This window comes from Pseudomonas benzopyrenica (assembly GCF_036884265.1).
Lineage (GTDB): Bacteria > Pseudomonadota > Gammaproteobacteria > Pseudomonadales > Pseudomonadaceae > Chryseomonas > Chryseomonas benzopyrenica.
In genome coordinates this window covers 1,877,259-1,889,511 of the sequence record NZ_CP145723.1, presented here as the reverse complement: position 1 = coordinate 1,889,511, position 12,253 = coordinate 1,877,259, and the positions used below count along the sequence as shown (strand labels likewise).

Here is a 12,253-nt window from a genome sequence, read left to right as displayed (position 1 = left end):
GTCGAAGCCCAACATGGCCGGTTCCGAGCAAGACCCGTTGGGCTTCGCTGCGCTCAACCCAACCTACGCCCAATCGTCGGCGGACCGCATTTAGCGCGATCAATAGGCGCCTGCCGGTACTATTCCAACCCTTCGTCCAGCACCAATACCACCTTGCCGTTCACCTCGTTGCTTTCCAGGGCGGCAAAGGCGGCTTCGGCGTTCTGGGCGGTGAAGCGGCGTTCCAGGTTGACGTTCAGCTTGCCTTCGGCGAACAGTGGCCAGACCTTGGCTTCCAGGGATCTCATGGTCTTGGCCTTGAATTCCACGGAGCGGTTGCGCAGGGTCGAGCCGATGATGCGGATGCGCTTGCCAAGCACCTTGCCCAGATCCATCTCGGCCTGGCGGCCGCCCATGAGGCCGATCAGCACCCAGCGCCCGTCCTGGCCCAGCAGATCCAGGTTGAGCGACGCATAGTTCGCCCCGACCGGATCGAGGATGACGTGGAAGGGCGCGAAGTCGCGCAGGCCTTCCAGATCGGTCTTGCGCAGCACCCCACCCTCGGCGCCGAGGCGCTCGCAGTGGGCCAGGCGCTCCTGGGAGCCGACGCTGACCCAGCAGGGATTGCCGAAGGCCTTGCACAGCTGGATGGCGGCCGAGCCGACGCCGCTGGCACCAGCGTGCAGCAGTACCTTTTCCCTCGGCTGCAGCGCGGCCAGGTCGAACAGATTGCTCCAGGCGGTCGCCCAGACTTCGGGCAGCGCCGCCGCCTCGATCAGCGACAGGCCGTCCGGTACGGACGCCGCCTGGCGTCCATCCACCACCACCTCGCTGGCCATGCCACCGCCGGCCAGCAGCGCGCAGACGCGGTCACCGACCTGCCAACGCGAATCCGCGGTGGTCTCGCTGACCACCCCGGCGCATTCGAGGCCCAGGGTGGCCGGCGCACCGGGCGGCGGCGGATAGTTGCCGGCCAATTGCAGCAGGTCGGCACGGTTGAGACCGGCGGCCGCCACCTTGATGCGAATTTCCCCGGGCGCCAGAGCGCGAGCGCTCAGTGACTGCCATTCCAGTTGCCCTTCGATACCTTGCAATGCGTTCACGGTGCCTCCATAGTGGCTCAGGCTTTGACGAAAAGCGCCTGCGCCGGCGGGTTCTGCGGGAGTCGAGCGGACCGGAAGACGCGGGGCTGTCACAGCCGTCCCCTCCGATCGTCGCTATCCTTCAGACCGCCGTCAGACGACTTTCGTCAGCGCCCGTCATACTTCCCCAGGCCGCGGAACCGCCCGGGCCGGGAAGGGCCTATAGCCTATTCCTTTCCGTGCATTAGTCGAATACACATGAAGCAGCTCTTGTCCCGTACCGCCCTCGTTGTCCTGCTTGGCGTCAGCGCAACGCCCCTCTTCGCCAAGCCCAACGCGCCGGTAGGCGCCGAGAAACTGCAACCCGACCGCGACCAGGTCATCGCCAGCCTCAACATCGTCGAGCTGCTCAAGCGCCACCATTACAGCAAGCCGCCGCTCAACGATGCCCAGTCGATCAAGATCTACGACAGCTATCTGAAGATGCTTGATCCCGGCCGGCTGTATTTCAATGCCGCCGATATCCGCGAATTCGACGCCGCGCGCACCCGTTTCGACGACTACCTCAAGCAGGGCAATCTCGAACCGGGTTTCGCCATCTACCGCCGTTATGCCCAACGCATGACCGAGCGGCTGAACTACGGCCTGGGTCTGCTCAACGCCGGTATCGGCAAGCTCGACTTCACTGTCGACGAATCCTTCAACACCAATCGCGAGAAGGCGGCCTGGCCGGCGGACACCGCCGCATTGGACGATCTCTGGCATCGCAAGCTCAAGGACGAGGTCCTGCGCCTGCGGCTGTCCGGCAAGACCGACCCGCAGATCCAGCAGCAGTTGACCAAGAGATACAAGAACCAGCTGGCACGCCTCAACCAGACCCGCAGCGAAGACGTCTTCCAGGCCTATATCAACGCCTTCGCCGAGTCCTATGACCCGCACACCCAGTACCTCTCGCCGGAAAGCGCCGAGAACTTCGACATCAACATGAGCCTGTCGCTCGAAGGCATCGGCGCGGTACTGCAGAACGACAACGACTACGTGCAGATCCTGCGCCTGGTCCCGGCTGGCCCGGCCGACAAGTCCAAGCAGATCGCGCCGGCGGACAAGATCGTCGGCGTCGCCCAGGGCGATGGCGAGATGGTCGATGTCATCGGCTGGCGTCTGGACGAGGTGGTCAAGCTGATTCGCGGACCCAAGGGTTCCAAGGTGCGGCTGGAGATCATTCCGGCGAGCAACGCGCCGAACGACCAGAAGACCAAGGTGGTCGCCATCACCCGCGAAGCGGTCAAGCTCGAGGAACAGGCCGCCCAGAAGCACGTGATCGACGTTCCCCACGAGGGCAAGCACTACAAGCTCGGGGTGATCAACGTGCCGGCCTTCTACCTGGACTTCAAGGCCTACCGCGCGGGCGACCCGAACTACAAGAGCACCACGCGTGACGTGAAGAAGCTCATCGGCGAGCTGCAGAAGGAAAAGGTCGACGGCATCGTCCTGGACCTGCGCAACAACGGCGGTGGCTCGCTGCAGGAAGCCACCGAGCTGACCGGTCTGTTCATCGACCAGGGCCCCACCGTGCTGGTGCGCAATGGCGACGGCAAGGTCGAGGTGCTGGCCGACGACGAAGGCGGTGCCTTCTACAAGGGCCCCCTGACCGTGCTGGTCAATCGGCTGTCCGCCTCGGCGTCGGAGATCTTCGCCGGTGCCATGCAGGACTATCACCGCGCGCTGATCGTCGGTGGCCAGACCTTCGGCAAGGGCACCGTCCAGACCATTCAGCCGCTCAACCATGGCGAGCTGAAGCTGACCATCGCCAAGTTCTACCGCGTCTCCGGTCAGAGCACCCAGCACCAGGGCGTGCTGCCGGACATCGACTATCCAGCGGTGGTGGATACCAAGCAGATCGGCGAAAGCGCCCTGCCCGACTCCATGCCCTGGGACACCATCCCCCCGGCGGTGAAAGGCCTGAGCAACCCCTTCGCCAACTATCTGCCGGAGCTGGTCAAGCGGCATGACGTGCGGGTGCAGAAGGATCCCGACTTCATCTTCGCTCGCGAGCGGCTGAAGCTCGCCCAGGAACTGGCGGCGGATACTACCGTCAGCCTCAACGAGCAGAAGCGGCGCGCCGCACAGACCGCCCTGGACAACCGCCAGTTGGCCATGGAAAACCAGCGTCGCCAGGAGAAGGGCGAAGCCCCGCTCAAGGAGTTGAAGAAGATCGACGAGGACAATCCCGCGATCGACGACGACAAGACCAAGCCGCAGGATGACGCCTACCTGATGGAGTCCGGTCATGTAATGCTGGACTATCTGGACCTGAGTCAGACACCGCCCAAGCGCTGACATCAAAGCGTCACATCTCTGTCGTGAAATGCCCGGGGGTCGCCAAGTGCGACCCCCGGGCATTTTCGTTTCTGGGTTCTTACAGGTTTACCATGACGCTTAACGACCAGGCTGGGGTGTTGGATCGCATTCTCGCCAACCGCGAGCTGCATTCGCTCTTTCAACCCATCGTTTCGTTGAGCGAGCGGCGCATCCTGGGCTATGAGGCTCTCATTCGCGGCGCCTCCAATACCCCGCTGCACTCGCCCCTGCCCCTCTATGCCACCGCCCGTCAGGCCGGGCGCCTGTCCGAATTGGAAATCGCCGCGCGCCAGCAGTCCTGCCTGACCTTCCGCGAGCTGGCCCTGGATGGTCTGCTGTTTCTCAACGTCTGCCCGGAAACCCTGCTGGAACCGGCGCACCAGTCGGGCCAGACCCTCAAGTTGCTGCAGCGCCTGGGGTTGTCTCCCGCGCAGGTGGTCATCGAACTGACCGAGCAGGCGCCCATCGATGACTTCGCGCTGCTGGCCACCGCCCTGCATCACTACCGGGCCATGGGCTTTTCCATCGCTCTGGACGATCTGGGTGCCGGCTATTCAAGCCTCAGACGCTGGTCGGAATTACGCCCGGACTTCGTCAAGATCGATCGGCATTTCATCGAATCCATCCACCGCGATGCGGTGAAGCGCGAATTCGTCGGCTCCATCCTGAAGATGGCCGCAGCCTCCCGCGCCCAGGTCATCGCCGAAGGCATCGAGACCCACGAAGAGTTGTCGACCCTGGCCAGCATGGGTGTCGACCTGGTCCAGGGCTATCTGCTGGGCCGCCCCACCGCCGCGCCACCGCGGGAGATCCAGACCCTGTTGCCGATCATGGTCAGCCGCAGTTCGGAGCTCGCCGAGGAGTCCACCACGGTCGCCGGCCTCCGGGTGGAACAGGTCGCCGTAGGCCAGGACATGCTGATCCCGGCGGTGCTGGAGCGCTTTCGTCTGCAACCCAGCCTCAATACCCTGGCGGTGGTGGATGACGACGACCGCCCAGTAGGCATCGTCCATCACCACGAGCTGAGTTCGGCGCTGCTCAAGCCCTTCGCCCACGAGGTGTTCGCCCGCAAGCCCATCGCCCGGTTGATGAGCCAGGACTTCCTGGCGACCGAATCCAACCAGTCGCTGCAACAGGTCAGCCGCCTGCTCACCACCCGCGCCCGCCAGCGCATCGAAGAGGATTTCATCATCACCGAAGGCGGCCGCTATGTCGGGGTCGGTCGAGTCATGGATGTCTTGCGGCTGATCACCGAGCAACGCATTCAGCAGGCCAAGCATGCCAACCCGCTCACCCAGCTGCCCGGTAATGTGCCCATTCAGCAGTGCCTCACGCGTTTGCTGGATCAGCAGCGCGAAGCCGTGGTGTGCTACGTCGACATCGACGGTTTCAAGCCCTTCAATGATCTCTATGGCTACGCCAAGGGCGACGAGGTCCTGCTCTGCCTGGCGCAGACGCTTTCCGAGCGCCTGGATCCGCAGCAGGATTTCGTCGGCCACATCGGCGGCGACGACTTCCTGGTGGTGCTGGGTTCGGCGGACTGGCGGAAAAGACTGAACGGTCTGATGGCGGCCTTCCAGGAGCGCTGCCGGCATTTCTATCGCAGCGAGCACCTGGAGGCTGGCTGTTTTCTTGCCTACGACCGAGATGGTCGCCGTCGCGAGTATCCGCTGTTGTCGCTGTCACTGGGGGTCGTGGAGCTGGACAAGGAGGCCGGCAAGCGAGTGGATGCCAGCGGCCTGGCCGGCCTCGCCTCGGAAGCCAAGCGCAACGCGAAGCAGGTACCCGGCTACAGCCTGCACCTGATGCGCGCCTGACGCTTACTCCTGGTGGTGATCGGGATAGCGGTGCTCGAACACCCGCGTCACCTCGGCCGCATGCCAGCTGACGGCATCGGTCACCTGGGGCGAACCCTCCAGCGCACCCAGGCGCAGGGCGCAATCAAAGAAGCCCTCACGGGGGATACGGGTGCCGCTCTGGCTGACCACCAGTGCACTGCGCAGCGGTCGGCCCTCGCGACGATCGAGAGCGGCCAGGTATTCCAGCGCCGTGGTCAGGGTCACCATCGCCGGCTGGGGCAATCCCAACCGTTCGATGACCGAGCGATAGGTCAGGAGGCTGCGGCTACGCCGCGCGCTCTCCAGTTCATCCAGCAGGGCCAGCCAGTGCTGGCGACTGATGCGTACGCTCAAGCCGTTCAATCCCGCAGCTGATCGAGGGCGACACCTGCCGCCGGCCGCTCGTGCTTGTCAGGCAGGGCCGCCAGGGCCGCCTGCTGACTCGCGGTACGGTTATCACGCCAGGCACGGAAGCCGTCCAGCTCATCGCTGCAGGCCTTGCCGATCCAGGCCAGGACGGCGAGGTCGTCGAGCAGACCGAACATGGGTACCCAATCGGGAATGAGGTCGATGGGCAGGAGGAAGTAGACCAGGCCGCCCGCCACGGTCAGCAGCGTCTTGCGGCTGATCCCGCGGTATTGGCCACGCCACCAGGCCAGCAGCAGTTGATGGAACAGGCTCAGGGTATCGCGCGCCTCGCCGAGCTTGAGCCCCCGCTTGCTGGTCTTGCGCGCGACTCCCAGCAACAGGGCTGGCAGCCGGCCGCGGATCAGCAGCCGCTGGGCGATACCAAGGTAGCGATCAAAGTTCTTCGGCGGCTTCATGGACACCTCGAGCGGGTAAAGACGATAGGTGCGGACCTGCAGGGCACAGGGCGTCGCACACTCGGGGTTGGATCGCACCGATGTCCCAGGGTTTCCCCGGCACCATGTAAAACGCCCTGCGAGCAGGGCGTTTGGCGGAGCGAGAACCCGTTACTTCTTGGCCGGGGCCTTTTCGGCAGCGGCCGGAGCATCGGCAGCCGGAGCAGCCGGGGCGTCTTCGGCGTCCGCGGCAGCGGCGTCCTTGATGCCGAGCAGTTCCAGGTCGAACACCAGCACGGAGTTGGCCGGGATCGCCGGGCTCGGGCTCTGGGCGCCGTAGGCCAGCTCGGAGGGGATGTACAGCTTGATCTTCTCACCGACGTGCATCAGCTGCAGCGCCTCGACCCAGCCCGGGATCACGCCGTTGACCGGCAGGTCGATCGGGGTGCCACGCTTGATGGAGCTATCGAACACGGTGCCGTCGACCAGCTTGCCCTCGTAGTGCACGGTGACCACATCGGTGGGCTTGGGCTGCGGGCCGTCGGCCTTCTTGACCACCTCATACTGCAGGCCGGAGGCGGTGGTGATCACGCCAGGCTTCTTGCCGTTCTCTTCGAGAAACTTCTTGCCGGCCTTGGCGTTGTCTTCGCTGACCTTGGTCATCTTCTCTTCGGCACGCTTCTGCAGGGCGGCGAAGGCTTCGGTGAGCTGCTGATCGGTCAGCTTCTGATCCTTCTTGCCTACCGCATCCTCGATACCCAGGGCGACGGCCTTGGGATCCAGGTCGTCGATGCCTTCCTGGGCCAGGCTCTTGCCCATGTTCAGGCCGATGCCGTAGGACGCCTTCTGGGCCGGGCTTTCCAGCTCGACCTTGGGCTTGGAGTCGCAGCCGCTCAGAACCAGACCCACCAGGGCCACCGCTGCTGCCAACCGATACTGTTTCATGTTGATTCCTTATCCGTGCGCATTGTGCGCGTTCAAATAACTGATCGAGCTTACAAGGAGACCTGCTCGCTTGCCATCGCCAGGCCTCTAAATGGCTGCAAAGGATAAGATTTCAAGCTTATGTCTGCCTGAACATCGCGTGAACGAGCGGCGGGCCGCCCCTGCGACGTCTTGTCCGGGGCGCCCGAGCAGTGGCGACCGCCAGGCGTCCAGGCGCTAAACTAGCGCCTTCTTCAGTGCCTGTCAGAGACCTCCATGTTCGAGCCCAACGATCTGAATCGCCCGCCCCTCGACCTCGCCCGCGAATCGCGCAAGGCCGGTGGCTACGGCCTGCTGTACTCGGTGCTGCTGGCGATCGGCATTCTGCTCTATCACCACTGGGTGCCCAGTGCCTTCCCCGGCAGCCTGCTGCAGATGTCCCTGGCGCTGCCCGTCATCCTGTTCGCCGGCAGCGCCGTGTACTACCTCACCATGGTGCGCAAGTGCGAGCGCCTGCAGCGCGAGGAAGACGAGAAGGCCGGCAAGGGCAAGACCAGACGCCGCTAGCCGCGCTGAACGTCGCCGCCGCCGCCCGGTCGATTGCAGACCACGACCGGCGCTGGAGGCGCGATGCTGACCATCACCGATCTGCACAAGAGTTATCCAACGCCCCAGGGCCCGCTGCCGGTCCTGCGCGGTGTGGACCTCAGCCTGGCACGGGGCGCGAGTCTGGCGCTCATGGGCGAATCCGGCAGTGGCAAGAGCACCCTGCTGCACCTGGTCGCCGGACTCGACCGGCCTGACCAGGGCCACATCCAGGCCGCTGGCCAAGCGCTCTCCAGCCTCAACGAAGGTGCCCTGGCTGCCTGGCGCCGCGAGGGCATCGGGCTGATCTTCCAGCAATTCAACCTCATCGCCAGCCTGACGGTGGCCGACAATCTCGCCTTCCAGGCGCGGCTGGCCGGCCGTCATGATCCGCGCTGGCAAACCGAACTCGCCGAACGCCTGGGGCTGGCCGCCCTGCTGGAGCGCTATCCGGAGCAGCTTTCCGGCGGCCAGCAGCAACGCGTGGCCCTGGGTCGCGCCCTCGCCTCCCGGCCGCCCCTGCTGCTGGCCGATGAACCCACCGGCAATCTCGACGAAGCCAGCGGCGACCAGGCCCTGGCGCTGCTGCTGGAGCTGGTGGCCGAGACCGGCAGCAGTCTGCTGATGGTGACCCACAGCGCGCGCATCGCCAGCCATCTCGATCGCACCCTGCAGCTGGAACGCGGACGCCTTGGCGGCGCAGCCGTGGCTCGGCCATGAGGCTGCTCTTCTGGAGTCTGCACAGCCTGGTCAGCCACTGGCGGCGGCATCCCCTGCAACTCGCCGGCCTGATCGCCGGCCTGTGGCTGGCGACGGCACTGCTGATCGGGGTGCTGGCGCTCAATGCCCAGGCCCGCCAGAGCTATGCCCAGGCCAGCGCGCTCTTCGGTGCCGACCAGTCGAGTCTGGAGGCCCGCGACGGCAAGCGCTTCACCCAGGCGCTGTTCGTCGAGTTGCGCCGGCAGGGCTGGCCGGTGTCGCCCGTCCTGCAGGGTCGCCTGACCCTGGCGGAGCGCGAGGGCACCCTGCCGTTGCTGGGCATCGAGCCGGTCAGCCTGCCCAGTGACCAGGGGGTGGCGGCCGGTGCCTCGCCCACGGCCCTGTACGACTTCCTCAGTCCGGCCGGGACCACCTGGATCGCGCCGGAGACGCTGCGTGAATGGCAGCTCCAGGCGGGCCAGGTGCTACACCGCGCCGACGGCCTGCCGCTGCCACCACTGCAACCCCGGCCCGGCCTGGCGCCCGGTACCCTGGTACTGGACATCGGCCAGGCCCAGCGCCTGCTGGACGCACCGGACCAGCTCTCCCGGCTGATCCTGCCTAAGACCTTTCAGCGCGCGCTGCCCACCTTAGCCGGCGTCGACCTGCACCGGGTGGAAAACGACCAGGGCGCCGAGCTGGCTCGTCTGACGGACAGCTTCCACCTCAATCTGCTGGCGCTTGGCCTGCTGGCCTTTGCCGTCGGCCTGTTCATCGTCCATGCCGCCACCGGTCTGGCGCTGGAACAACGCCGTGCCCTGCTGCGTACTCTGCGCGCATGTGGCCTCTCGGCCGCGACCCTGGTGCTGGCGCTGACCCTGGAACTGGCGTTGATCGCCCTGGTGGCCGGTGCCCTGGGCGTGGCCAGCGGTTATGCCCTGGCCGCGCTGCTGTTGCCCGATGTGGCGGCCAGCTTGCGCGGCCTCTATGGCGCCGAGGTCGCCGGCAGCCTGACCCTGAGCTCGGCCTGGTGGCTGGCCGGACTCGGCCTCAGCCTGGGCGGCGCCCTGCTGGCCGGTGCCGATGGCCTCTGGCGCGCGGCGCGGCTGCCGCTGCTGGCCCTGGCCCAGGGCGAAGCCTGGCGCGCCGCCCATGGCCGCTGGCTCAGGCGCCAGGCCTTGGGCGCCCTGCTGGTGGGCCTGGCAGCGCTGGTCCTGTGGCTGGGCGGCAACAGCCTGGCCAGCGGCCTGGCCCTGCTCGGCTGCCTGTTGCTGGCTGCTGCCCTGGCGCTGCCGCCGCTGCTGAGCGCACTGCTGGATCTCTTGCTGAAGCGAGCGAGGCGTCCCCTTTCGCGCTGGTTCCTAGCCGACGCCCGGCAGCAACTGCCCGGGCTATCCCAGGCGCTGATGGCGCTGCTGCTGGCCCTGGCGGCCAATGTCGGCGCCGGCAGCATGACCGAGGGTTTTCGCCGCACCTTCGATGGCTGGCTCGACCAGCGCCTGGCCGCCGAACTCTACTTGCGTCCGCAGGATGCTACCCAGGCAGCGGCCCTGCTCGACTGGCTGCCCCGGCAACCCAGCGTGGGCGCGGTGCTGCCGGTGTACGAACTGGAGACGGGCATTCAAGGCCAGCCGTCCACCCTGAGCGGTATCCTGGACGCTGATCTCTATCGTCGACACTGGCCGCTGCTGGATGCCGGTGGCGAGGCCTGGACGCCCTTCTTCGCCGGCAACGGCCTGATGCTCAGCGAGCAACTGGCCCGCCGCCTGGGCGTGGTCAAGGGCCAGCGGGTAGAGCTGCAGGGGAGCCAGGGTCGCTGGTCCGCCCCGATATTGGCCACCTACGCCGACTATGGCAATCCGCGCGGTCATGTGCTGCTGTCCCAGGCACGGCTGCGGGCGCTGTGGCCGGAGGCCACCCTGGTGCGCATCGTCGTTCGCATGGCGCCCCCACAGGTAGAGGCCTTGCGTAGCGAGCTGCAGCAGCGCTTCGGGCTGGACACCAGCCATTCCATCGACCAGGGGCAGTTGCGTCGCTATGCCGATCAAGTCTTCGAGCGCACCTTCAGCGCCACCGCGGCGCTCAACGCTCTGACCCTGGCGGTAGCCGGCCTCGCCCTCTTCATCGCCCTGCTCGGCCAGGCGCAGCGGCGTCTGGGCCAGCTCGCGCCGCTCTGGGCGCTGGGCATCGAGCGTTCACGACTGATCCTGCTCAGCCTGGGGCAACTATTGGGGCTTGCCCTTCTTACCCTGGCCCTCGCCATGCCGCTGGGCATCCTGCTGGCCTGGTGCCTGGTGGCGGTAGTGAACGTCCAGGCCTTCGGCTGGCGACTGCCCCTGCAGGTCTTCCCAGGTCAACTGCTGGCGCTTTCTGCCATTGCCCTGCTGGCGACCCTCCTGGCGGCCGCCTGGCCGTTGTTGCGGCTGCAGCGCAGTCAACCACTGGATCTGCTGCGAGAACTCGGCAATGAACGCTAGGGCCCTGCTGGTCGCACTCCTGCTGCTCACCGGTTGCGACAAGCAGCCGGCATCCGAGGGCTTCGCCGGCCTCGGCCAGGGCAGCGAAGACTTCGCCCCGGTGGTACCGGGCAAGGTGTTCAGCTTTCCCGCCGATCACGGTCCCCATCCGGATTTTCGCATCGAGTGGTGGTACGTCACCGCTAACCTCAGCGATGCCGAGGGTCATCAGTACGGCGTGCAGTGGACGCTGTTCCGCAATGCCCTGCGCCCCGGCGCCGACCAGCCTGGCTGGGGCAATGGCAACCTTTGGCTGGGCCATGCCGGGCTCACCAGCGAAACCCGCCAGTTCTCCGCCCAGACCCAGGGTCGTGGCGGAGTCGGCCAGGCCGGGGTGACGGCCGCCCCGTTTTCCGCCTGGATCGACGACTGGCGGCTGAGCGGCGACCTGACCGGGCGGGCCGAGGTCCAGGCCAAGGGGCCGGGTTTCGCCTATCGGCTGGATCTCGCCGCCACTGGCCCGCTGGTGCTCCAGGGCGAAGGCGGGGTGAGTCGCAAATCCGCCAGCGGCCAGGCGTCCTACTACTACAGCCAGCCCTTCTTCCAGGCCCAGGGCGAACTGCAGATCGAAGGTCGGCGCGTGCCGGTCAAGGGTCTCGCCTGGCTGGATCGCGAATGGAGCAGCCAGCACCTGGCCGCGGACCAGCTCGGCTGGGACTGGTTTTCCCTGCACCTCGACGACGGTCGCCAGCTGATGCTCTATCGCCTGCGCCAGGCCGACGGCCAGCATTATCTGTTCGGTAACCTGATCGCCGCCGATGGCCACAACCAACCCCTGCATCCCGGCGATATCCGCCTGGCACCGGAGTCCACCCACAGGGTAGCCGGACGCGAGGTGCCGGTACGCTGGTCCATCACCCTGCCCGGGCAGCACCTCGACCTGCGCATCGCTGCCGTCAACCCCGATGCCTGGATGGCCCTGGGTACGCCCTACTGGGAGGGACCGGTCAGAGTGGAGGGCAGCGCCAAGGGGGTGGGCTATCTGGAGATGACGGGGTACTGACAAGGGCAGCGGGACGCACCCAGGAGACCGCCACCCCGGAACTCCCAGCCCCGCTCCCACCTCGAATCCATACCTGTCCCTGCCGTCTCGCAGGGCTCCTTAGCGTGATAACCGAGGTTTCTCGATGAATGTCAAAGAGCTGAATCAGCAGATCAAGGCCGGTGCGGTCAAGGAAGTCAATCTGGTGTCCATGGAGGGTGGCTCCTACGTCATCCACGCGCTGGTGGAAGGTACCTCGATGCCTGTGGCGGATGACAAGGGTGCCACCCTGCACGTGGCCTCGGTGGAAGAAGCCCGCCGTATTCTCGATGACGTCAAAGACGTGCGGCTGTTCATCGCCCAGCCAGCGGTCTACGAAGAGATGGTCGGCCAGGACGTCACCCAGACGGACTCCCGTGAGGAAATTCCGCTGCGCTCCAAAGTGGAAAATCGCTGAGACGCCAGACACCTCCGTCGCCGGCGT

General features: G+C 66.2%; 11 protein-coding genes. 7 read left to right on the top strand and 4 right to left on the bottom strand.

Annotated features, from left to right (window positions below):
* Nucleotides 1-119 precede the first annotated feature (119 nt).
* Nucleotides 120-1,082, bottom strand: coding sequence for an NAD(P)H-quinone oxidoreductase (locus V6W80_RS08775; protein WP_338546639.1), 963 nt, complete (start codon nucleotides 1,080-1,082; stop codon nucleotides 120-122).
* Nucleotides 1,083-1,319: 237 nt separating this feature from the next.
* Between V6W80_RS08775 and V6W80_RS08770 the strand changes: the two genes are divergently transcribed.
* Together V6W80_RS08770 and V6W80_RS08765 are read left to right on the top strand one after the other, a co-directional pair.
* Nucleotides 1,320-3,401 carry a carboxy terminal-processing peptidase gene (locus V6W80_RS08770; protein WP_338546638.1) on the top strand — a complete coding sequence of 694 codons (2,082 nt, stop codon included), beginning with the start codon at nucleotides 1,320-1,322 and terminating at the stop codon, nucleotides 3,399-3,401.
* Between the two features lie 92 nt (nucleotides 3,402-3,493).
* Nucleotides 3,494-5,239 carry a bifunctional diguanylate cyclase/phosphodiesterase gene (locus V6W80_RS08765; RefSeq protein WP_064307162.1) on the top strand — a complete coding sequence of 582 codons (1,746 nt, stop codon included), beginning with the start codon at nucleotides 3,494-3,496 and terminating at the stop codon, nucleotides 5,237-5,239.
* Nucleotides 5,240-5,242: 3 nt separating this feature from the next.
* Here the strand turns inward: V6W80_RS08765 and V6W80_RS08760 are convergent, their stop codons facing one another.
* From V6W80_RS08760 to V6W80_RS08750, 3 genes are all read right to left on the bottom strand, one after another.
* Nucleotides 5,243-5,614, bottom strand: coding sequence for a hypothetical protein (locus tag V6W80_RS08760; protein WP_064307163.1), 372 nt, complete (start codon nucleotides 5,612-5,614; stop codon nucleotides 5,243-5,245).
* 5 nt (nucleotides 5,615-5,619) lie between these two features.
* Nucleotides 5,620-6,084 carry a YkvA family protein gene (locus V6W80_RS08755; protein WP_017642778.1) on the bottom strand — a complete coding sequence of 155 codons (465 nt, stop codon included), beginning with the start codon at nucleotides 6,082-6,084 and terminating at the stop codon, nucleotides 5,620-5,622.
* A 150-nt stretch (nucleotides 6,085-6,234) separates the two neighbouring features.
* Nucleotides 6,235-7,008, bottom strand: coding sequence for an FKBP-type peptidyl-prolyl cis-trans isomerase (locus V6W80_RS08750; RefSeq protein ID WP_017642777.1), 774 nt, complete (start codon nucleotides 7,006-7,008; stop codon nucleotides 6,235-6,237).
* A gap of 255 nt (nucleotides 7,009-7,263) precedes the next feature.
* Here V6W80_RS08750 and V6W80_RS08745 point away from each other — a divergent pair, with 255 nt between their 5' ends.
* The 5 genes from V6W80_RS08745 to V6W80_RS08725 all read left to right on the top strand — a co-directional run bounded on the left by V6W80_RS08745 (nucleotide 7,264) and on the right by V6W80_RS08725 (nucleotide 12,226).
* Nucleotides 7,264-7,554 carry a hypothetical protein gene (locus V6W80_RS08745; protein WP_338546634.1) on the top strand — a complete coding sequence of 97 codons (291 nt, stop codon included), beginning with the start codon at nucleotides 7,264-7,266 and terminating at the stop codon, nucleotides 7,552-7,554.
* 63 nt (nucleotides 7,555-7,617) lie between these two features.
* The gene (locus tag V6W80_RS08740; protein ID WP_017642775.1) at nucleotides 7,618-8,292 is read left to right on the top strand and encodes an ABC transporter ATP-binding protein; all 675 of its coding nucleotides are present in this window, start codon (nucleotides 7,618-7,620) and stop codon (nucleotides 8,290-8,292) included.
* Nucleotides 8,289-10,748, top strand: coding sequence for an FtsX-like permease family protein (locus tag V6W80_RS08735; RefSeq protein WP_338546633.1), 2,460 nt, complete (start codon nucleotides 8,289-8,291; stop codon nucleotides 10,746-10,748). Before V6W80_RS08740 ends, V6W80_RS08735 begins: the two co-directional genes overlap by 4 nt.
* Nucleotides 10,738-11,790: a lipocalin-like domain-containing protein gene (locus V6W80_RS08730; RefSeq protein ID WP_338546632.1), complete on the top strand. Its 1,053-nt coding sequence runs from the start codon at nucleotides 10,738-10,740 to the stop codon at nucleotides 11,788-11,790. The genes V6W80_RS08735 and V6W80_RS08730 overlap by 11 nt, the downstream gene beginning before the upstream one ends.
* 124 nt (nucleotides 11,791-11,914) lie before the next feature.
* Complete coding sequence (locus V6W80_RS08725) at nucleotides 11,915-12,226, top strand: DUF6482 family protein (RefSeq protein WP_059314484.1); 312 nt, start codon at nucleotides 11,915-11,917, stop codon at nucleotides 12,224-12,226.
* The last annotated feature ends 27 nt before the right edge of the window (nucleotides 12,227-12,253 follow it).